Annotated in this window: 20 protein-coding genes; 5 read left to right on the forward strand and 15 right to left on the reverse strand. The window is 65.1% G+C overall.

Going from position 1 to position 19,942, the window contains the following annotated elements:
* The first annotated feature begins 1 nt into the window (after position 1).
* Together ACOOE1_RS12970 and ACOOE1_RS12975 are read left to right on the forward strand one after the other, a co-directional pair.
* Complete coding sequence (locus tag ACOOE1_RS12970) at positions 2 to 520, forward strand: DUF2937 family protein (protein ID WP_420402615.1); 519 nt, start codon at positions 2 to 4, stop codon at positions 518 to 520.
* A complete protein-coding gene (locus tag ACOOE1_RS12975) occupies positions 513 to 1,115 on the forward strand; it encodes a uracil-DNA glycosylase family protein (protein WP_420402616.1) in 603 nt (200 codons plus the stop codon). The genes ACOOE1_RS12970 and ACOOE1_RS12975 overlap by 8 nt, the downstream gene beginning before the upstream one ends.
* Here the strand turns inward: ACOOE1_RS12975 and ACOOE1_RS12980 are convergent.
* The 6 genes from ACOOE1_RS12980 to ACOOE1_RS13005 all read right to left on the reverse strand — a co-directional run bounded on the left by ACOOE1_RS12980 (position 1,112) and on the right by ACOOE1_RS13005 (position 6,032).
* Complete coding sequence (locus ACOOE1_RS12980) at positions 1,112 to 2,029, reverse strand: DMT family transporter (protein ID WP_420402617.1); 918 nt, start codon at positions 2,027 to 2,029, stop codon at positions 1,112 to 1,114. The two genes, ACOOE1_RS12975 and ACOOE1_RS12980, sit on opposite strands and share 4 nt — an antisense overlap.
* A 171-nt stretch (positions 2,030 to 2,200) precedes the next feature.
* Entirely contained in the window at positions 2,201 to 3,376 is a 1,176-nt protein-coding gene (locus ACOOE1_RS12985; protein ID WP_420402618.1) for a YeeE/YedE family protein, read from the reverse strand.
* A gap of 10 nt (positions 3,377 to 3,386) precedes the next feature.
* The gene (locus ACOOE1_RS12990) at positions 3,387 to 3,875 is read right to left on the reverse strand and encodes a DUF302 domain-containing protein (RefSeq protein WP_420402619.1); all 489 of its coding nucleotides are present in this window, start codon (positions 3,873 to 3,875) and stop codon (positions 3,387 to 3,389) included.
* Between the two features lie 89 nt (positions 3,876 to 3,964).
* A complete protein-coding gene (locus ACOOE1_RS12995) occupies positions 3,965 to 4,381 on the reverse strand; it encodes a nuclear transport factor 2 family protein (RefSeq protein ID WP_420402620.1) in 417 nt (138 codons plus the stop codon).
* A gap of 38 nt (positions 4,382 to 4,419) precedes the next feature.
* Positions 4,420 to 5,166, reverse strand: a complete 747-nt coding sequence (locus tag ACOOE1_RS13000; protein ID WP_420402621.1) for an SDR family NAD(P)-dependent oxidoreductase — start codon at positions 5,164 to 5,166, stop codon at positions 4,420 to 4,422.
* 17 nt (positions 5,167 to 5,183) lie between these two features.
* Entirely contained in the window at positions 5,184 to 6,032 is an 849-nt protein-coding gene (locus ACOOE1_RS13005) for a fumarylacetoacetate hydrolase family protein (protein WP_420402622.1), read from the reverse strand.
* 116 nt (positions 6,033 to 6,148) lie between these two features.
* Between ACOOE1_RS13005 and ACOOE1_RS13010 the strand changes: the two genes are divergently transcribed.
* Both ACOOE1_RS13010 and ACOOE1_RS13015 read left to right on the forward strand, forming a co-directional pair.
* A complete protein-coding gene (locus tag ACOOE1_RS13010; protein ID WP_420402623.1) occupies positions 6,149 to 7,081 on the forward strand; it encodes a 2-dehydro-3-deoxygalactonokinase in 933 nt (310 codons plus the stop codon).
* 25 nt (positions 7,082 to 7,106) lie between these two features.
* Positions 7,107 to 8,018, forward strand: a complete 912-nt coding sequence (locus tag ACOOE1_RS13015) for an NAD(P)-dependent oxidoreductase (protein WP_420402624.1) — start codon at positions 7,107 to 7,109, stop codon at positions 8,016 to 8,018.
* 111 nt (positions 8,019 to 8,129) lie between these two features.
* Here the strand turns inward: ACOOE1_RS13015 and ACOOE1_RS13020 are convergent, their stop codons facing one another.
* The 8 genes from ACOOE1_RS13020 to ACOOE1_RS13055 form a co-directional block, all read right to left on the reverse strand.
* Positions 8,130 to 9,182: an SDR family oxidoreductase gene (locus tag ACOOE1_RS13020; RefSeq protein WP_420402625.1), complete on the reverse strand. Its 1,053-nt coding sequence runs from the start codon at positions 9,180 to 9,182 to the stop codon at positions 8,130 to 8,132.
* 47 nt (positions 9,183 to 9,229) lie between these two features.
* On the reverse strand, positions 9,230 to 11,908 hold the full coding sequence (gene ppdK, locus ACOOE1_RS13025; protein ID WP_420402626.1) for a pyruvate, phosphate dikinase: 2,679 nt from the start codon (positions 11,906 to 11,908) through the stop codon (positions 9,230 to 9,232).
* Positions 11,909 to 11,918: 10 nt separating this feature from the next.
* The gene (gene glyS / locus ACOOE1_RS13030) at positions 11,919 to 14,081 is read right to left on the reverse strand and encodes a glycine--tRNA ligase subunit beta (protein ID WP_420402627.1); all 2,163 of its coding nucleotides are present in this window, start codon (positions 14,079 to 14,081) and stop codon (positions 11,919 to 11,921) included.
* Entirely contained in the window at positions 14,074 to 14,997 is a 924-nt protein-coding gene (locus ACOOE1_RS13035) for a glycine--tRNA ligase subunit alpha (protein WP_420402628.1), read from the reverse strand. Before ACOOE1_RS13035 ends, glyS begins: the two co-directional genes overlap by 8 nt.
* Positions 14,998 to 15,097: 100 nt before the next feature.
* On the reverse strand, positions 15,098 to 15,970 hold the full coding sequence (locus ACOOE1_RS13040) for a hypothetical protein (RefSeq protein ID WP_420402629.1): 873 nt from the start codon (positions 15,968 to 15,970) through the stop codon (positions 15,098 to 15,100).
* A 203-nt stretch (positions 15,971 to 16,173) separates the two neighbouring features.
* Positions 16,174 to 16,635: a hypothetical protein gene (locus ACOOE1_RS13045; RefSeq protein ID WP_420402630.1), complete on the reverse strand. Its 462-nt coding sequence runs from the start codon at positions 16,633 to 16,635 to the stop codon at positions 16,174 to 16,176.
* Between the two features lie 120 nt (positions 16,636 to 16,755).
* The gene (locus ACOOE1_RS13050; RefSeq protein WP_420402631.1) at positions 16,756 to 17,181 is read right to left on the reverse strand and encodes a hypothetical protein; all 426 of its coding nucleotides are present in this window, start codon (positions 17,179 to 17,181) and stop codon (positions 16,756 to 16,758) included.
* A 6-nt stretch (positions 17,182 to 17,187) separates the two neighbouring features.
* Entirely contained in the window at positions 17,188 to 17,562 is a 375-nt protein-coding gene (locus tag ACOOE1_RS13055; RefSeq protein ID WP_420402632.1) for a DUF4170 domain-containing protein, read from the reverse strand.
* A gap of 164 nt (positions 17,563 to 17,726) precedes the next feature.
* Here ACOOE1_RS13055 and ACOOE1_RS13060 point away from each other — a divergent pair, with 164 nt between their 5' ends.
* Positions 17,727 to 19,235: a UbiD family decarboxylase gene (locus ACOOE1_RS13060; RefSeq protein WP_420402633.1), complete on the forward strand. Its 1,509-nt coding sequence runs from the start codon at positions 17,727 to 17,729 to the stop codon at positions 19,233 to 19,235.
* 1 nt (position 19,236) lies between these two features.
* On the opposite strand, the gene ACOOE1_RS13065 is transcribed toward ACOOE1_RS13060, so the two are convergent.
* Positions 19,237 to 19,791 (reverse strand): hypothetical protein, encoded by a 555-nt coding sequence (locus ACOOE1_RS13065; RefSeq protein ID WP_420402634.1) that lies wholly within the window; start codon positions 19,789 to 19,791, stop codon positions 19,237 to 19,239.
* Positions 19,792 to 19,942: the final 151 nt, after the last annotated feature.

Here is a 19,942-nt window from a genome sequence, read left to right on the forward strand (position 1 = left end):
GATGAAGATCTTCCGCGACCTCTTCCTGATCGCCTTCATCGCCTGCGGCGCCGTCGGCGGCTCGCAGCTGCCGCAGCTCGTGCAGGAATACGAGCAGCGGCTCGGCGGCGCGCGGGACGAGGCCGAAGCGGCGCACCGCCAGGACGTCAACGAGGCCCGGGCCTTCGGGCTGACGCTGGAAGGTTTCGCCGAGCGCTATCGTGCGTCGCAGGATCGGGCGGTCCAGGCCGGCGCGGAGCGCATGCTGCAGAGACGCGACAGGGCGGAACAGCTGGACGAGGCCCATGCGGCGCTGGCCGCCGCCCCCTATCTCCTCCGGCCCTGGGTCGCTTTCACCCATCTCGAGACCGGCATCGCGGAAGCCACCTGGTCCTCTTTCCGGCCGACGCTCACCCTCGATATCCGCTTTGGCATCGCCGGTATCCTCGTCGGCTGGATCCTCCACGTGCTTCTGTCCCTGCTCTGGCGGCTGCTGTTCCGCCGTCCGCCGAAGGAGAAGAACCGGTTCCGCCGTGCCTGAAGATCTCGACACCCTGAAAGAGCGGATCGCGGCCTGCCGGATCTGCGAGGAACATCTGCCGCTCGGCCCGCGCCCCGTCGTGGTGCCGCGCCCCGAAGCGCGGATCCTGATCGTCGGACAGGCGCCCGGCACGAGAGTGCATGAGAGCGGCATTCCCTGGAACGACCGCTCCGGCGACCGGCTGCGCGACTGGCTCGGGCTCGACCGGGAGACCTTCTACAGTTCCGAACGCATCGCGATCATGCCGATGGGGTTCTGCTATCCGGGTGTCCTGCCGAATGGCGGCGACGCGCCGCCGCGGCCGGAATGCGCCCGGGAATGGCACGACCCGCTGCTGGCCCACATGCCCCGGGTCGAACTGGTGGTGCTGGCGGGCATGTATGCGCAGGCGCACTACCTCGGAACGGCGCGAAAGAAAACGCTGACGGAAACGGTGCGCGCCTGGAGGGAGTACGGGCCACGCTTTCTACCGCTGCCGCATCCGAGTTGGCGCAGCGGCAATCTCCTGAAGAAGAATCCCTGGATCGAGGCCGAGATCCTGCCGCATCTGCAGGCGGAAGTCGCCCGGCTGCTCGCCCCGGACGCGGCCTCCTAGAGGCTTGAGCGTTTCAGCTTCGGCTTCTTGAGGCCGAGCTTGGTCTCGCGGTAGAGAATGAAGAGACCGGCGCAGCAGATGATGCTCGCGCCCCCGACGACCTGCAGCGACGGCACGCTGCCGAAGACCAGGTAGCCGAGCGTCACGGCCCAGACCATCGCCGTGTAGTCGAACGGCGCGATCACTGCGGTCGGTGCCTGGCGGAACGCCTCGGTCATGAAGATCTGCGCGACCCCGCCGATCAGCCCCACGCCCACCAGCAGCGCAAAATCGACCGCGCTCGGCATCACCCATTCGAAAGGCATCAGGACGCCGCCGGCGATCACGCCGGCAAGGGTGAAGTAGAAGACGGTTGCTGCACTCCGATCGACGCTGCCGAGCTTGCGCATCACCACCATGATGGTCCCGTAGGCGAGTGCCGCCCCAAGCGCCATAAGGGCATAGAGGCTGATCCCGCTGCCATCGGGCGCGGCCGCAAGAAGCACGCCGGAAAAGCCGACGAGCACGGCGGAGAGACGGCGGATACCGACCTTCTCGCCGAGGAACGGGATCGCGAGCAGGGTCCCGAAAAGCGGCGCCGAGAAGCTGATCGTCACATAGGAGGCAAAGTCCATATGGGCGAGGGCATAAAAGCCCGTGAACATGGAGACGATACCGAGCCCGGCCCGGAGGAACTGCAGATCCGGGCGCTTCGTGATCAGCGCGCGCCAGCCTCCCTGGTTCGGCAGATACATCAGGAGCGGCAGCAATGCCGGAAGGCTCCGGAAGAAGATGATCTGCGAGGTCGGGTAGGCATCGCCGAGGCCTTTCACAAGCACGCCCATGATCGCGAACAGGAAGACGGCGGTAAGCTGGCAGGCAATCCCGCGTCCATAGCCGGAGGATACGGCGACTGCGGGCAGGGCGGCGGACATTGGAAAGGTCCCGAATGCGGCAATTGGTCGAACCAGACTACGCCCTCAACTTTCGATTGAGGCATGCGAAGAACGCGACCCTGCCAGCCAAGGATTCGATAACGCCTTAATAAATAATGAAAATTTGTCGCCTCTGGAACACCTTAGTCGCGTTCAGGCTATTTCGGCGCGTCACCCGAGGCGAAAGAACGGCCGCAACCTGACCCCGATGATGTTGCCGACGATGGCGACCGCGATCCAGACCCAGCCATGCAGGCTCGTCGAAGCGATGCCGGAGAAGAAGGCGCCGATATTGCAGCCATATGCGAGCCGCGCACCGTAACCGAGCATCACCCCGCCGATCACCGCCGCAAGGAAGGGACGCCAGCCCATGGCCAGCTTCGGCGCGACCTTGCCGGCAAGCGAGGCGGCGATCCCCGCCCCGAGAATGATGCCGATATTCATCAGCGAGGTCGGCTCGACCAGCACCCCCTCGCGCAACGCACCCTGGCGCCATCCGACCGCCCAGAACGCGCTGCTGTTCGGGTCCCAACCGAGCAACTCCGCGACCTTCGCGCCCCAGAGCGTGAAGCCCCAGGTCACCCCCCAAGGGTATCCCTTGGCGAGCAGCGTCGCATAGGCGAGCACGGCGAGCGCGAGCGCGCCGAGCAGCAGCGGCCAGGGCCCCTGTAGCAGCCTGCGCCCGTTCAGCGGATGCGTGCGGTCCCAGAGCGGTTTCTTCAGGCGCGCGCCCCAGAGCCAGAGCAGACCGAGGATCGTGGCGAGCGCGCCGATCTGCATGATGACGGCAAGCGGATATCCGAACGCGCGCCCGAGCGAGACCGCCCCGAGCGACGGCAGCGCGCGCCAGAACGGCATGTCGAGCGAGCCCCAGAAAGAGCCGGCGCAGAAGAACACCAGCACCACCATCATCCGCGCATTGCCGCCGCCGGCGGTAAAGAGCGTGCCGGAGGCGCAGCCGCCGGCAATCTGCATGCCGAGGCCGAAGATGAAGGCCCCCGTGACCAGCGAGATGTTGAGCGGTGCCACCGCCCCGCCGGCCTTGAACCCGAAGGCCTGGCCGCCGCTCAGAACGGTCGCGAACAGGATCATCGCGACCGCCAGCATCACGGCCTGCGCGGCGACCCCGCTGAGATCCCGGTCCCGGATCAGGTTTCGATAGGCCGCCGTGAAACCGAAGGCCGCATGATAGAGCGCGACCCCGAGCCCGCCTCCGATCGCCAGCAAAGCCAGGCGCCGGAGTTCCCCATCGAAGAAATGCAGCGCTGCAATGGCGACGAAGATCGTGCCAAGCACCAGGGCAAGTGGCTTTTGCGGCAGCGGATAGGCTGGAATGGCGATGCTCATGGCGCCCCTCTTAACCGCCGTTCCCCGATTTCGCAATGTCGAGAATGGCACGAACGTCTTCGTCGAGTTCCGCGCCAAGCATTTCGAGCGCCGAAACCTTGTAGGCCCCGAAAACGTGGCTGGGCAGGCGATAGGTCACCCTCGCACTGCCGTCCGGCCCCTCCGTCACATAGACACGGATCGGCGCCTCGATACCTGCGGCCTCCGACGCTGCCAGCATGCGCACGGCATAGGCCGGCTTGAAGAAGAGGAAGACCCGGTTGCCCGGGATGGTCACGCCTTCGGATTTCGCGGCACAGGTCGCGCAGGCGATGCCGACAATGTTGAAGCCCCGCTTCTTGATCGCTTCGGGCAGGGTCTTCACGAAAGCATCGAAGGGTTGGCCGGTCTCGACCGTCACCACCCCCGAATACGGTTTCTCGACCTCCGCGACGACGGCGGAAGCTCCCGCTACCGTCCACAACAGGCACGCGAACAGGAACGCGCGGATCCGTCTCATGGACCAATCCTCCAGAAGCCGGTGTCTGGTCCGATTAGCCACAAAACGCGCCGAACGGGAAATAAACAGCGCGTGACGGACACGCGCGCTTATTGCAGCAGGCGCGGCGACGGCACGTCCGCATGCGCCGCGATCTCGCTCGCAAGCGGCCCCGCCTGATGATGGACCAGCACCCAGTCGGACGCCTCGAGAGCGAAGATGTTGGTTGCCGCCAGTGTCTCTGCACCGAGCCGTTCGTAACAGACCACCAGAGCCAGGTCCTGGCTCAGGAAATGCACTTTCGGCTCGAGGCATTGCAGCGAGGTCTGCACCGGTCCGGAGAGAATTCTTGCCCAGCTCTCCATCACCGCATCACGACCGAAAAGCGGGGGCGCGCCGGGATGAATGCAGCTGACATGCATCTCGCCCGCCCAAAGCGTTTCCATCGCCTCCAGGTCCCGGGTGGAGAAGGCGTTGTAGAACGCCTCGTTGCGGATCAGCACGTCAGACTGCCGGGCCCTGCTCATCCCTCGCACCCCGCTCCCCCGTTCCTGACGGTCCGGGCTCAGTAAGTCGCCCGGCCTCCCGAGCAATCGAATACGCCACCGGTGCTGAAGCTGCAATCCTCTGAGGAGAGCCAGGCCACGAGATTGGCGATCTCCTCGACCAGGCCGAACCGCTTCATGGGAATCTTGGAGAGCATGAAATCGATATGGGCCTGGGTGATCTGGTCGAAGATGTCGGTCTTCACCGCCGCCGGGGTGATGCAGTTCACCGTCACCCCGGTCTCCGCGAGTTCCTTGCCGAGCGCCTTGGTAAGGCCGATGACGCCGGCCTTGGCCGAACTGTAGGCGGCCGCCTTCGGATTACCTTCCTTGCCGGCGATCGAGGCGATATTCACGATGCGCCCGTAATCATTGCGCAGCATGTAGGGAATCGCCGCCCGGCAGCAGAGGAAGGTGCCGGTCAGGTCGATATCGATGACCTTGCGCCACTCGGCAACGTCATATTGCCAGGTGGTCTCGATCGGGCCACTGATCCCGGCACTGTTGACGAAGATATCGAGCCGCCCGAACTCGCGCTCCACCGACGCCGCGGCTGCATCCACCGCGGCATCGCTGGTGATGTCCACGGCCGCCGTGTGCACCTTTCCGCCAAGTTCCGTCGCGGTCTCTTCCAGCTTTCCGGAATCCATGTCCCAGAGGCTGACGGACGCGCCGCCGCGCAGCAGCCGCGCCGCGATCGCCTTGCCGATGCCGCGCGCGCCGCCGGTAACGACGGCGGTGCGCCCGGAGAAATCGTACTCCACCATGATCTCGGCCGCCCGCGTCAGCTGTCGGCGACGCAGGTCTGGCGCTGAACGCCGAGACCATCGATACCGAGTTCAACCACGTCGCCCGCCTTCAGGTATTTCGGCTCCGGCTTGAAGCCCATGCCGACGCCCGGCGGGGTACCGGTCGGAATCACGTCGCCCGGATGCAGGGTGAAGAACTGGCTGAGATAATGCACCAGGAAAGCCGGACCGTAGACCATGGTGTTGGTGTTGCCGTCCTGCCGGGTCTCACCGTTCACCTTGGCCCAGATACCCAGTTCCTGCGGATTCGGGATCTCGTCCCTGGTCACCATCCAGGGCCCCGTCGGGCCAAAGGTGTCGCCGCTTTTTCCCTTGGTCCACTGGCCGGAGCGTTCGGCCTGGTACTCGCGTTCGGAAACATCGTTCACCACGCAGTAGCCGGCGACGTAATCCAGCGCCTCGGCCTCGGAGACGTATTTCGCCGTCTTGCCGATGACGATGCCCAGTTCGACTTCGTAGTCGAGTTTCTTGGAGCCACGCGGGACGACCGTATCGTCATTCGGCCCGCAGATCGCCGAGGTCGCCTTCATGAAGATGATCGGCTCCGGCGGCACCTCCATGCCGGATTCGGCCGCGTGGTCGCTGTAGTTGAGGCCGACGCAGATCATCTTCCCGACCCCGCCGACACAGGCGCCAAGACGCGGATTTCCGGAGACAACCGGGAGAGAGCCGATATCCGCAGCGGCGATCTTCGCCAGACCCTCGGGGCTCAGCGCGGCGCCGCCGATGTCATCAACGATGCCCGACAGATCGCGGATCTTGCCGTCACCGTCCAGAATTCCCGGCTTTTCGGCACCCGGCGCGCCATACCGCAGCAGCTTCATGGGATAGCTCCTTCCCCCAAACGATTTTTGATTGCAGCCTGATAGACAGGCGGCGAGGTTTGCAGCCGGATACCGCCAAGTCAAGCAGCGGCAGCGCCGCGCCGGAGAACGTCACCATGGCCGATATGACAGCAGAGCATACGGCGGTTCTGGCCGTCGATTGGGGCACGAGCAGCCTCAGGGCCTTCCGCATGGCGCGGGACGGCACAATTCTCGACCGGCGCCGGGCCGAAGCCGGGATCCGGGCGATCGACGACGGCGATTTCGAGGGGGCGTTCCATCAGATCGTCGGCGACTGGCTCCCGGCCGATCCGGCGGCGGCACCGCTCATCGTCATGGGCGGGATGATCGGCAGCCGCCAGGGCTGGATCGAGGCTCCCTATCTGCCCTGCCCGGCCGATCCGGCCGGCCTCGCCGCCGGAGCCGTCCGCGGATCGATGGAGTCCGGCCATGGCTTCTGGATCGCCCCCGGCCTCTCGACCTTGCAGAACGGCCGCGCCGACGTCATGCGTGGCGAGGAATTGCAGATCTTCGGCGCTCTGGAACGGCTCGGCGGCGGCCGCCACATGATCTGCCTGCCCGGCACGCACAGCAAATGGGCACTGCTTGAAGACGGTATCATCCGGGACTTCCACACCTACATGACCGGCGAGCTGTTCGACTTGCTGCGCCGCCATTCGATCCTCGGCACCACGATCGAACACGCGCTCTGGTCCGGGGACGGATTCCGTGAAGGCCTCGCGGCCGCAGATGCGGAGGGTGGAATGCTGGCCCGGCTCTTTGCGGTCCGGGCGGGCACCCTGCTCGGAAACCTGTCCGTGGAGAAGAGCGGCGCCTTCCTCTCCGGCCTGCTGATCGGCAGCGAAGTCAATTCCGCAGTGCACAATATTCCTGCCGGATCAGAGGTTTGCATAATCGGCAACCCAGACCTCACCGATCTCTACACCCCGGCGCTCGCGGCCCGTGATATACGCTGTCGCCAACTGGGAGAGTATACAGGCGCCCACGGCTTGTTCCGACTGGCCAAGGATCTTCTGAAGAGAGGATAGCGGCGCGCGCGACGAAGGGATGGGAATGACACCGAATGTCACCTTTCTCGGCATCGGGCGGATGGGCCTCAGCATGGCCATCAACATCGCCCGCGCCGGCTTTCCGCTGACGGTCTGGAACCGGACCGAGGGGAAGGCGGAGGCACTCGCCACGCATCACGCCACCATTGCCGCAGATCCTGCCGAGGCGGTCGCGGAGGCCGACATCGTCTGCACCTGCGTGACGGATGCCGATGCGGTCAGCGAGATCCTGTTCGAGCGCGGCGTCGCCCAGGCGATGAAGCCGGGCGCGATCTTCTGCGACATGAGCTCGATCGCCCCAAGGGCCGAGCAGGAGTTCGACACACAACTCGCCAAGCTCGGCATCCGCCATCTCGACGCGCCGGTCTCCGGCGGCACGCAGGGCGCCGAACTCGGCAGCCTCGCCATCATGGTCGGCGGCGAGAAGGACACCTTCGTCGAAGCGACCCCGGTGCTCGCCGCCATGGGGCGCCCTTTCCGGGTCGGCCCCTGCGGCGCAGGCCAGCTCACGAAACTCTGCAACCAGGTGATCGTCGCGATCTCCATCGCCGGGCTCTCCGAATCCATGCTGCTGGCCGAGGCCGGCGGAGCCGATCCCGCGGCAGTGCGCGACGCGCTGCGCGGCGGTTTCGCCGAGAGCCGCGTGCTGCAGGAGCATGGCGGGCGCATTCTCGAGCGCAACTGGAGCCCCGGCGCGCCGGTGCGCAACATGCTCAAGGACCTGAACACGGTGCTCACCACCGCGGAGCAGTGTGGGATCGAACTCCCGCTCCTCGGCCTGGTCCGGGATTTCTACGACAAGCTGAGCGCCCGCGGCTTCGCCGAACACGACCAGACCTCGATGCTGCTCGAACTCGAGCACCGCAACGCCCCGCACCGGGTCGGCGACAAGCCGGATTCCGGGCCGGACACTTAGGCCGCTTCCCCATTGCCGTCATCCCGGACAACGATCCGGGACCCCGCTATGACGGGCTCCGCCCAATGTTCGACACGGTCCCGGCTCTCGCCGGGATGGCGGACTGTTTCTTCAAGGAACCGCCCTCCGCGCCCTGAACTCCTCGAACAGTTCGAGGAACATTTCCTCGGACCGGACAAAATCGTGGAACCCGGCCATGCGGATCTTCAGCGTGTCGGTCATCACGTCCCAGTCGGTGCCGAAGACGTAATCCGCGAACGGCCAGGCCGCGATCTCCGCATAGGGCGTGTGCATAAGGTCGTATTTCTGGACCATGCGTTCCCAGAGCGGTGCCTTGTCGGCCATGAACTCGGTCAGCGGAATGGTCTGCACGTCACCCATCTCCATGCCAAAATACGCGGCGAATTTCGGCCAGACGTTCTTCCAGCGGAAGAAATCCCCGTTGGTGATGTTGAAGACCTCGTTCCGCGCGCTCTCCGCCGTCGCGCAGAACACCATAGCGCGCGCCAGCAGCGCCGAATCCGTCACCTGATAGACCGCCTCGAAAGCGCCCGGCTTACCCGGGAAGCGCAACGGCAGACCGAGTTCCTTCGAGATCGCCGCGTAGACCGCGATGCAGGTCGAGATGTTCATCGGATTGCCGACGGCGAAGCCGCAGACCGTGTGCGGGCGCAGCGCAGACCAGCTCCAGTCCTTGCCTTTCTGCGCCTCGCGCAGCCAGCTCTCCTGGGTATGGTAGAAGTTCGGCAGCATGTGCGGCGGGTCGTCCTCCCGCGCGGGCGTCCGGAACGGCCCGAGATGGCTGCCGTAGATCTTGTTGCCCTCGATCAGCTGGACATGTTCCAGTCCCTTCGAGGCGGCGGCGACCGGCTCCACTGCATTGACCAGCATGGCGAGGTTCGGCGCATCGTGTTCGGCCCAGGTCGGACGGGCCTGGAAGGCGGTGTAGAAGATATGCGTTATGTCGGTGAGTCCGCCGAGCCTGGCTTCAGCATCCGCACGATCGAGCAGGTCGACCGAGACATGCGCCGCCTTTGTCGGAAAATCCGGCGATCTCCGGCTGACGCCAACGATGTCCCAGCCGCCGCTCTCCTCCAGATGCTGCACCAGCCGGCGCCCGATCACGCCAAGCGCTCCCACGACCAGAGCCTTTTTCCTCGCCATTACATCCTCCCGTTTGCGACGGAGTTTGATTGGCGGGCGGCACGCGGTCAATTCAGCAGGACGTCATTTCCATGGATCGTGGCCTGCGCCGCGGCGATGCGGGCGACCGGCAGGCGGTTCGGGGCGCAGGAGACGTAATCGAGGCCGATCGAATGGCAGAATCGCACGGTCTTGGCATCGCCACCATGCTCGCCGCAGATGCCGATCAGCAGGTCCTTGTTCTCGGCCCGGCCGCGCTCGGTCGCGATCCGGACCAGTTCGCCGACGCCCTCGATATCGAGGGTCACGAACGGGTCGAGATCGACGACGGAATTGTTCATGTAGGTGGTGAGGAAGGCATCGGCGTCGTCGCGGGACATGCCGAAGACCGTACGGGTCAGGTCGTCGGTGCCAAAACTGAAGAAATCCGCGCTTTTGGCGATCTCTCCGGCCCGGAGCGCCGCGCGCGGCAGCTCGATCAGGGTGCCGACCCGGTAGTTCACGGTGCAGCCGGTCTCGCCCTCGACATCGGCGGCGACCCGGTCGACGATGACCCGCACGAAATCGAACTCGCGCTTGCCGACCACGAGCGGAACGGTGATCTCCAGCGTCACCGTCTCGCCGAATTCCTGCATTACCGCGCTCGCCGCCTCGAACATGGCGCGGACCTGCATCTCGGTGATCTCCGGATAGGAGATCGCGAGGCGGCAGCCGCGATGACCGAGGACCGGCACGATCTGGCGCACCGCGGCGACACGCTTGCGCACCGCCTCGATGGGCAGGCCAAGGGCTTCGGCAGTCTCCTCGTAATCCCCGTCCGTCACGGGCAGAACCTCGTCGAGCGGCGGATCGAGCAGCCGCACCGCCACCGGAAAGCCGCGCAATTCGCGGAACAGACGGGTGAAGTCGGCACGCTGCAAGGGCAGCAGGCGGTCGAGCGAAGGCCGGCGCTCGCGCTCGTTGCGGGCCAGCGTCAGCTCGCGCACCGTCATGATGCGGGCCGGCGCGAAGAAGGTGTGCTCGGTCGCCACCAGTCCGACGCCGTCGGCGCCGTACCGGCGCGCCGCGCGCGCATCCTCCATGGTTTCGACATTCGCCCTGACGGCGAGATAGCGGATACCGTCCGCCCAGCCCACCAGGGTCTTGAGATCTTCCGGGAGCGTCGGCTCCACCGTCGGAATCCGGCCGAGATATATCCCCCCGCCGGTGCCGTCGAGCGTGATCTCGTCGCCATCCCTCACCATCACGTCGCCGGCCATGAAGGACGTCTGATCGGAGGCGATCCGCACGGCGCTGGCGCCACAGATACAGGGCCGCCCCATCCCGCGCGCCACGACCGCGGCGTGACTGGTCAAGCCGCCGCGTGCAGTGACGATGCCGACCGCCGCATGCATGCCGTGGATATCGTTCGGGCTGGTTTCCTTGCGCACAAGGATCACGTCCTCGCCGTCCCGGGCGCGGCGGATCGCATCGTCGGGATCAAACACCGCAATCCCGCTCGCCGCACCCGGGGAGGCCGGCAGGCCGCGGGCGATCGGACGGGCCTCGGCCGCGGGATCGACCGAGGGATAGAGCAGACTGTCGAGATCGTCCGGATTGACCCGCATCACCGCCTGTTCGCGGCTGATAAGCCCTTCAAGATGCAGGTCGACGGCGATCTTCAGCCGGGCCTCGACCGTGCGTTTGGCCGGCCGCGTCTGCAGCAGGAAGAGCTTGCCTTCCTCGACCGTGAATTCGATGTCCTGCACGTCGCCATAGTGCCGCTCGAGCCGGTCGCAGAGCTGCAGCAGCTTCCCGAAAAGCTCGGGCGCTTGTTCCTGCAGCGATTTCGCCGGTCCGGCCTCGCCATGAGCCGCGCTCTCGACCAGCGGCAGGGGAGTGCGCAGTCCGGCGACGACATCCTCGCCCTGCGCATTGGGCAGGTACTCGCCGTAGGGTTCCTTAACCCCGGTCGAAGGGTTGCGGGTAAAGGCGACGCCGGTGACGCTCTTCTCGCCGCGATTGCCGAACACCATCGCCTGCACGGTCACGGCAGTGCCGACATCGTGCGGAATATTGTGCAGCGTCCGGTAGATCACCGCGCGCTGATTGTTCCAGGACCGAATCACCCCGCCGATCGCGCCCCAGAGCTGCGCGTCCGGCCGGTCCGGAAAGGACTCACCGGTTTCGGCCCGGACGATTTCCTTGAAGCGCCGCACCATCTCGGCGAAGGCGTCGGCGGTCAGGTCGCGATCTGAAGCGGCGGCGAAATCCTCCTTGATCTCGTCCCCGGTCTCCTCGAACAGAAACGCGTCGAGATCGAGAACCACTTCGGCGTACATCTGGATGAAGCGGCGATAACAATCGAAGGCGAAGCGCCGGTCACCGGTCCTCCTCGCGAGCCCCTCGACCACCGCGTCGTTGAGTCCGAGATTGAGGACGGTGTCCATCATTCCCGGCATCGAGGCGGCGCCGCCGGAGCGCACCGAGACCAGAAGCGGATTTTCCGGGTCGCCGAACGACGCCCCCCGGGCCGTCTCCAGACCGGCGAGCGCACTCCGCAACGCTGCCTCGAGCTCCGGCGGGTAACTGCCGCCGTGGCTGTGATAATAGGCGCAGACGCCGGTCGCGATGGTGAAGCCGGGCGGGACCGGCAGGCCGATCGCGCTCATCTCGGCGAGGTTGGCGCCCTTGGTGCCGAGCAGATCCTCCATACCGGCAGAGCCTTCCGCAGCGCCCTCCCCGAATGTGTAGATCCACTTTTCCATCGCGCCGTCGCTAGCCCTCTATCTGGGAGAAATCCGCAATCCGGTTGGCCGTCGCCCCGACCCGGGCCAAGAGCGCGAGACGGTTCTTGCGGACAGACGCATCGTCGACATTGACCGTGACCTTGTCGAAGAAAGCGTCCACGGGACCGCGCAGCCCGGCGAGCGCCGCCATCGCGCCCTCGAAATCCTCCACCGCGAGCGCCTTGTCCGCGCCGGTTTCGGCGATCACGAGGGACTGAGACAGCGCCTTCTCCTCGGCCTCGTCGAGCAGGGACTCGTCGGGCGCGGCTTCGTAGGACGTGCCGTCCTTCTTCTCCTCGGCCTTCACGATATTTCCGGCGCGGCGGACGCCCGCGAGCAAATTGGCGCCATCCTCGGTGGAGAGCACCGACTGCAGCGCCTCGACCCGGGCCAGCAGACGCACCAGGTCGTCCTCGCCCCCGAGGGCGAAGACCGCGGAAACCAGATCGTGCCGCACCCCGCCTTCGCGCAAATGCACCTTCAGACGGTCGGCGAAGAAGTCGAGGAGTTCTAGAGAGACCATGCCAGCCTGGACTTCAGATTGGTCGAGGGTGCCATCACCTTCGATAGCGGACTCAGCAAACGCTTCTCCCTCCCGATAGAAATCCGCGTCCGAGATAACTGGTTTCAAGATTCTAATCGCTTCGTCAAACGCCTGCCTAAGCGGCAGACGCAGCTGGTTCTCGACGATGAGGCGGATGACGCCGAGCGCCGCCCGGCGGAGCGCGAAGGGATCCTTCGAGCCGGTCGGCCTCTCGTCGATGGCGAAGAAACCGGCGAGCGTGTCGATCTTGTCGGCGAGCGCCACGACGACGCTTTCCGGCGCGGTCGGGCAGCGGTCGTTCGGGCCCTGCGGCGCGTAGTGATCGGCGATCGCGTCGGCCACTTCCGGCGCCTCGCCGTCATGCAGCGCGTAATAGCGGCCCATGATGCCCTGGAGCTCCGGGAACTCGCCGACCATCTCGGTCACGAGGTCAGCCTTGCAGAGCGCGGCCGCACGTTCGGCCTTCGCGGCATCGGCGCCCGGGACATAGCCCGCGAGCCAGGCAGCCAGCTTCTCCAGCCGCGCCGCCTTGTCCGCGACAGTCCCGAGCTTCTGGTAGAACAGGATGTCCGAGAGCTTCGCCCGGCGGCTTTCCAGCGTTACCGCGCGGTCCTGGTCCCAGAAGAACTTGGCATCCGAGAGACGGGCGCGCAGCACCTTTTCGTTTCCGGCCCGGATCGTCGCGTCGCGCTTCGCGTCCGTCTTCATGTTGGAGACGGTGATGAAGCGGGCGGCCAGGCTGCCGTCCGCGGTTTCCGCCGAGAAATATTTCTGGTGGCTGCGCATGGAGGTGACCAGCGCTTCCGCCGGCACGTCCATGAAAGCGTCGTCGATCGCCCCCATGATCGGGACCGGCCATTCGACCAGGCCGCAGACCTCCTCGAGCAGGCCCAGGTCCGGCTTCAGCGTCAGGCCTTCGGCCGCGGCCAGCGCCTTCGCGCCCTCCAGGATGATTTTCTTCCGCTCCTCGCGGTCGAGGATCACGTAGGCGGCGCGGAGCTTTGCCGTGTAATCGGCGAAATCCGTCACCGTGATCGTATCCGGCGCAAGGAAGCGGTGGCCCCTGGTCGTATTGCCGAAGGCAAGTGCGCCGCCGCCGAGATCGATCGAGCCCGCGAGCGTCTCGCCGCCGAAAATCGCGAGTACGCCATGCATCGGCCTCACCCAGCGGAAGGCATGCCGGCCCCAGCGCATGCTCTTCGGCCAGGCGAAATCCTTCACCGCCTCGGCGACGATGCCCGGCAGCACGGTCCTGGTCTCGGCGCCCTTGGTTTCGACCACGGCGTAAAGGAACGTGCCCTTCGGGGTCTCGCGCTTCTCGCACTGCTCCAGCGTCAGGCCGACGGACCCGAGAAAGCCCTGAAGAGCTTTTTCCGGCGCATCCGCCTTCGGGCCGCGGCGCTCCTCGCGCGTATCCGGCTGCTTGTCCGGCAGACCGTCGATCACGGCGACCAGACGGCGCGGCGTCACGTGGCAGACGGCAGCGCCGAACTCGAGGCCGGCCTTTTTCAGTTTGCCCGTCAGCAGCGAGAGCAGGTCGTCTGCCGCCTTCTTCTGCATGCGAGCGGGGATTTCCTCGCTGAACAGTTCGACGAGAAGCTCAGACATTTGCGGCCTCCTTCTGGGCCTTGCCCGCCTCGACCCAGCGTTCGCAGCAACCCTTGGCCAACGCCCGGACGCGGCCGATATAGGCCTGGCGCTCGGTTACGCTGATCACGCCGCGCGCATCCAGCAGGTTGAAGACGTGGCTCGCTTTCATGCACTGGTCATAGGCCGGCAATGGCAGGGGCCGGTCGTCGGAGAGAATGCGTTCGCACTCCGCTTCGGCGTCCTTGAAATGCTGGAACAGAGTCTCGGTATCCGCGATTTCGAAGTTCCAGGTGGAAAACTCGCGCTCCGCCTGCTGGTAAATATCGGCATAGGTTTTGCCGCCCTGGTCCTTCGGCACGCCGTCCCAGTCGAGGTCGTAGATCGAGTCGACGCCCTGGATGTAGGTGGCAATACGCTCCAGGCCGTAGGTCAGTTCCAGCGGAACCGGATCGCAGTCGATGCCGCCGACCTGCTGGAAATAGGTGTATTGCGAGATCTCCATGCCGTCGCACCAGACTTCCCAGCCGAGCCCCCACGCGCCGAGCGTCGGGCTCTCCCAGTCATCCTCGACGAAGCGGATGTCGTGATCCATCGGATCGAGCCCGATCGCCTTCAGCGAGCCGAGATAGAGTTCCTGACTGTCGGCCGGCGACGGCTTCACCAACACCTGGAACTGGTAATAGTGCTGCAGGCGGTTCGGGTTCTCGCCGTAGCGGCCGTCGGTCGGGCGTCGGGAGGGCTGCACATAGGCCGCCTTCCAGATCTCGTCCGGGCCGAGCGAACGCAACGTCGTCGCCGGGTGGAAGGTACCCGCGCCGACTTCCATGTCATAGGGCTGCAGAATCACGCATCCCTTGCTTGCCCAGTAGCTCTGCAAGGTCAGGATGAGAGACTGAAAGTCGGTTCGCGGAACCGCTTCGCCGTGTGTCGACATGTAAACGCGCTCGCATCATTGGGGTTTTGCGGTGCGGCAAAGTAATGGAAGCGCCACCGACACGGCAAGCGGTGAGTTCGGGGTTTTCCGCGGCAAGCCTTCAGGTCTCTCCGCGGCCGGGCGGACGATCGGTCGCTTCCGCCGCCGCGACCCGCTCGAGCAACCAGTCGCGCGCACTCTCGTAATCATCGAAGGTCCGCCATGGCACGCCGGCCTCGTCGTACAGACCGCCGATCTGGCCGCTGACGATCATGGGGTGCATCGAATTGCTGACATTGAGCACCGCCGCACACATGCCCAGGCGCGCCCGTTCGGTGATGCTCTTGCGCAGCCGTTCCTCGGCCTCGAGGGTCAGGATGACGTCGGCATCATAAGCGGAATAGAGAGCAAAGGGACGCCCGCCGAAGCCCGCTACAAGTTCCGCGATCTCGGCGCTGAAGCGGAGAATGGCCTCCCTGTTGGTGGCCCCGGCGGCGGTGACCTTGATGATGCGGTCGTCCGTTTCCAAACGGTACTCGCCGTGCGGCGCAAAGAGCCCGGTCGCGCAGTGCCCCGGCCGGCCCGTGCCGGACGCCACTCCAATCCGCTGCAGGAGCCAGGGTTTCGCTTCCGCATAGGAGCGGAAGGTGCGCCACGGCAATCCGTGATCGTCGCATATGCGGCCGATCTGGGATTGCACGATCAACCTTTCTTCGGTCTGCGACAGGTTCAGTGCCGCCGCCACCTGACCGCACGCGACACGATCGGCGATATTCGCCCGGAGAGCCTCTTCGGCTTCCGGCGTCAGCAGAACCCCGGGTCCGTACTCAGCATAGGTGGCAAAGGGTTGGCCTTCCAGTTCCGCCACCATCGCTCTCATCTCACGCCCGAAGCCCTGCAGGGCCTCAAGGTTTGCCGCTCCAGCGGCAAAGTTCTTGATGATGTTGCCGTCCCGCTCAAGGCGGTATTCGCCGTGCGGTTTAAATCTCGACAAGGTGGCCCCCCGACACCGCGCTCTCGCACGCCAGTCTTCGATCCTTGTTGGTTTGGCCGATCTTTTCAAGGATGCCGGTCAGCGGCTCTGCGGCATCATCATCACACTGTTCCTGAAGTTGAAGGACATGCCATGGGGGTGCGCACCAAGACCGTCGACGCACGTCACCCCCTACGTCTTGTTCCCCGCAGGCGCCGCCGGCGTCAGCTGATCTCCGGGCCGGATTCCTCGGGCGTTCCCCGATCCGGCCGTACCTGCTTCTCTGCGGCGTCGATCTGTTCCAGAAGCCAGGGGCGCGCTGCGTCATAGTCCTGGACGCTTTTCCAGGGCAGCCCGAGCGCGTCATAGAGTTCGCCGCTTTTTGCAGCAACAATCGAAGGGGCAGCGCTCTTGCTGACATTGAACGCGACCGCGCAAAGGCCTTTGCGCTGTCGCTCCTGGATACCCGGCCTCAGCTTCTCGATCGCTTCCAGCATCAGGATCGCGTCAGTGAGATATTCGATGTAGCTTGCGAATGGTCGGCCCGTCATGGCGTCGGCTAATTCGGACATCTCCCGCGAATAACGCGCCATCATTTCGCTGTTGAGTGTCGCCGTGACGAATACCTGCAGGATGCGCCCATCTGTGCCGATACTGTAATCGCCATGTTCGGAAAACACAGTCACGCGAACTCTCCCGGACAGCCCGGAGTTCGTAGATAGATCATTTTTAGGCAAATTCGAGAAAAATTAGGTCAGTGCGCCCGGATTCTTGCGATCGAGCCTCCGGGATAGCGCCCCAGGCCGCTAGCTTCGAGTCGCGTTGCCAATGCGTTCGAGGACCCAGGACAACGCCTCGGCGGCGTCCTCCGCTTCGAACCAGGGAACGCCGATCTCGTCCAGAACACTCGTGATCCGGGCCCGAACGAGAGTCTTGTAGTCGGCCGTATCGTCGAAATAGTAGGCAACGGCACACCAGCCTCGCGCGACGCGGCCCGCAGCGCCCCGGATCCAGGCCTGTTCCGCCTCCGGCGTCATGATCACACCGCCGTTGAAGTTGCAGACCATGCCATAGGGCTGCCCGCCGAAACCGTCGACAATCGCATTGGTGCTGTCATTGTGGATCCGCAGCATCTCGACATTGACGGATCCGGAAGCGGACAGCCTGACCACCCGGTCATGTTCCGGGTCGAGTGCAATCGAGTAGTCTCCATGCGGCGGGTAATCGCGCACCTCGGTTCAGCCGCTGACTTTTTCGATGCGGTAGCGGGTATGCGCGTCATCGACGCTCTCCCAGGCCCGCTTCTGCCATTCGGCCTTTGCCGCCTCGTAGCTCTCGAACGGGCCGATCCGGTTTTCCGGAGAACCGTCGATCGTCTCGCTGAAATCGGTCGACTTGTAGGTTCCGCCGACGACCCAGAATTGCTCCGAACCGTCGTCCCATATCCGGTATCGGGTATGTGCGTCGTCGACATGTTCCCATGCGAGTTTGCCCCAGACCGATTTCGCAGTCTCGTAATCCGGGAACGGACCTATCTTGGTTTCCGCGTCGCCGCCCTTGATATGCGTGAAGGAAGTGTCGGTATATTCGCCGCCGATAACCCAGAACGCCATGAGAAATCTCCGTGCCGAAATTCTCTGGACGGTATACCGCCGACGGCAATTGCCCGCAATCGCAGTGCAACTCGGGGCACGTGCGCTCGCCGCTGGCCGCGCACTCATCCCACCGCTATATCTGAGCTGCGGCCGGAATTCGCGGCCGACCGACGGAGTGCCTGATGCCTTATTCATCCCTGCGCGATTTCATGGCCCAGCTCGAGAGCAAGGGGCGCCTGCATCGCGTCAGCCAGCCGGTCTCGCCGGTTCTCGAAATGACCGAGATCCAGACACGGTTGCTGGCCGAGAACGGCCCGGCCGTGCTCTTCGAGAATGTCGTCGGACCGGACGGGCGGCAATACGAGATGCCCGCGCTCGCCAATCTCTTCGGAACCGTCGAACGGGTCGCCTGGGGCATGGACCGGGAACCGTCGCAATTGCGCGAAGTCGGCGAGACCCTGGCCTTCCTGCGCCAGCCGGAACCGCCGGGCGGCTGGCGCGAGGCACTCGACATGCTGCCGCTATTGAAGACCGTGATGGCGATGAAGCCGCGCACGGTCGGCTACGGCCCCTGCCAGGACGTCGTTCTGCAGGGCGACGAGATCGACCTCTCCCGCCTGCCGATCCAGAGCTGCTGGCCGGGCGAGCCGGCGCCGCTCATCACCTGGCCGCTGGTCGTCACCAGGGGGCCGGGCAAGCGCCGCGAGGACGACTTCAATCTCGGCATCTACCGCATGCAGGTGCTGGGCAGGGACAGGACCCTGATGCGCTGGCTCAAGCACCGGGGCGGGGCGCAGCATTACCAGCGCTGGAAGAACGAGAAACCGGAACCGTTGCCCGCCGCCGTGGTCATCGGCGCCGATCCGGGCACCATCCTCGCCGCCGTCACGCCGGTGCCGGACACGCTGAGCGAGTACCAGTTCGCGGGGCTGCTGCGCGGCAAGAAGGTCGACCTGGTGGATTGCAAGACCGTGCCGCTGAAGGTTCCGGCGGAAGCGGAGATCGTTATCGAGGGCCATGTCTCGCTCGACGAGCATGGCGACGAAGGGCCTTACGGCGATCATACCGGCTACTACAATTCGGTCGAGAAGTTCCCGGTCTTCAATGTCTCCGCCATCACCATGCGGCGCGACCCGATCTACCTGACCACCTTTACAGGTCGGCCGCCGGACGAGCCCTCGGTGCTTGGCGAGGGGCTGAACGAGGTCTTCATCCCGCTGATCCAGCAGCAATTTCCCGAGATCACCGACTTCTGGCTGCCGCCGGAAGGCTGCTCCTACCGGATCGCCGTGATCTCCATGAGGAAGGCCTATCCCGGCCACGCCAAGCGGGTGATGATGGGCGCCTGGTCCTATCTCCGCCAGTTCATGTACACCAAGTGGCTGATCGTCGTGGATGACGACATCAATGCGCGGGACTGGAAGGATGTGATGTGGGCAATCTCCACTCGCATGGATCCGGTCCGGGACGTGACGATGATCGAGAACACGCCGATCGACTATCTCGACTTCGCCAGTCCCGAGTCCGGTCTCGGCGGCAAGATCGGCCTCGACGCCACCAACAAGTGGCCGCCCGAGACCAAGCGGGAGTGGGGCGAGGAGATCCGGATGGACCGGGACATCATCGACCTGGTCGACCGGAAATGGTCCTCTCTCGGGCTGCCGGGCAGCGGCAAGGCTATCTGGAAATAGCCTATTTCGCCGGATAGTCCCGCTCGATCCGGTCGAGCTCGTAGTTGGCGAGTCTGGCGTCGATCTCGAGCATCGCGTCGAGGAACCCTTCCCGGCAAGCGGCGATATGCGCCTGCTGATGACCCTCTTCGGCCTGTTCGACCCAGCAGTCGAACTGGGCCTGGGCCCGCGCGGAGGCATGCGGCGCGAGGATCCGCGCATCGCGTTCGAAGGCCCGCAGCAGGCGATGCCGCGAGGACGTGAGGGCAGGCAATTGCGCCTCGGCGAGGGTCCAGTCCTCCAGGCGTTCCGGTTCCACCGTCTCGCCACGTGCCGAGGCGATCGTCTTCTGCGCAAACCGTTCGGCATCGATCCAGTCGACCATGTCGTCCGCCTCGTAGAGCGCGAGACGCCGGTATTCGTTGGCAAGGCTGTGTTCGAAACCTTCATTCTGGACGGACTGACCGCGCACTTCGGCCACCCCGTGATAAAGCTGGAAGAGCTGGGCCGTCGCCGGAAGGGCGGCGAGCGGCGAGAACGCTGCTGCAAGGGCAAATACGTTCAGAAGCCGTTTCATCGGTTCCTCCTCAATGGGTTCATGTTGACGCTTTTCTGCCGGCGCCCTTTGGCGGGATGAGGACGGATCTCGCCACAATCGATCTCAATTGGACGGCACGCGGTCGGTTGCGCACGCCGCCGATCCGCCCTATGTCAACAGCCGGTCCAGT

This window comes from Nisaea sp., assembly GCF_965216895.1.
Lineage (GTDB): Bacteria > Pseudomonadota > Alphaproteobacteria > Thalassobaculales > Thalassobaculaceae > Nisaea.

Bases quoted from the DNA above. Each gene is read 5' to 3' on its own strand.
- ACOOE1_RS12970 (WP_420402615.1), top strand. From the start codon at position 2: ATGAAGATCTTCCGCGACCTCTTCCTGATCGCCTTCATCGCCTGCGGC.
- ACOOE1_RS12980 (WP_420402617.1), bottom strand. From the start codon at position 2,029: ATGTCCGCCGCCCTGCCCGCAGTCGCCGTATCCTCCGGCTATGGACGC.
- ACOOE1_RS12985 (WP_420402618.1), bottom strand. From the start codon at position 3,376: ATGAGCATCGCCATTCCAGCCTATCCGCTGCCGCAAAAGCCACTTGCC.
- ACOOE1_RS12990 (WP_420402619.1), bottom strand. From the start codon at position 3,875: ATGAGACGGATCCGCGCGTTCCTGTTCGCGTGCCTGTTGTGGACGGTA.
- ACOOE1_RS12995 (WP_420402620.1), bottom strand. From the start codon at position 4,381: ATGAGCAGGGCCCGGCAGTCTGACGTGCTGATCCGCAACGAGGCGTTC.
- ACOOE1_RS13000 (WP_420402621.1), bottom strand. From the start codon at position 5,166: ATGGTGGAGTACGATTTCTCCGGGCGCACCGCCGTCGTTACCGGCGGC.
- ACOOE1_RS13005 (WP_420402622.1), bottom strand. From the start codon at position 6,032: ATGAAGCTGCTGCGGTATGGCGCGCCGGGTGCCGAAAAGCCGGGAATT.
- ACOOE1_RS13010 (WP_420402623.1), top strand. From the start codon at position 6,149: ATGGCCGATATGACAGCAGAGCATACGGCGGTTCTGGCCGTCGATTGG.
- ACOOE1_RS13015 (WP_420402624.1), top strand. From the start codon at position 7,107: ATGACACCGAATGTCACCTTTCTCGGCATCGGGCGGATGGGCCTCAGC.
- ACOOE1_RS13020 (WP_420402625.1), bottom strand. From the start codon at position 9,182: ATGGCGAGGAAAAAGGCTCTGGTCGTGGGAGCGCTTGGCGTGATCGGG.
- ppdK (WP_420402626.1), bottom strand. From the start codon at position 11,908: ATGGAAAAGTGGATCTACACATTCGGGGAGGGCGCTGCGGAAGGCTCT.
- glyS (WP_420402627.1), bottom strand. From the start codon at position 14,081: ATGTCTGAGCTTCTCGTCGAACTGTTCAGCGAGGAAATCCCCGCTCGC.
- ACOOE1_RS13035 (WP_420402628.1), bottom strand. From the start codon at position 14,997: ATGTCGACACACGGCGAAGCGGTTCCGCGAACCGACTTTCAGTCTCTC.
- ACOOE1_RS13055 (WP_420402632.1), bottom strand. From the start codon at position 17,562: ATGGCGTTCTGGGTTATCGGCGGCGAATATACCGACACTTCCTTCACG.
- ACOOE1_RS13060 (WP_420402633.1), top strand. From the start codon at position 17,727: ATGCCTTATTCATCCCTGCGCGATTTCATGGCCCAGCTCGAGAGCAAG.
- ACOOE1_RS13065 (WP_420402634.1), bottom strand. From the start codon at position 19,791: ATGAAACGGCTTCTGAACGTATTTGCCCTTGCAGCAGCGTTCTCGCCG.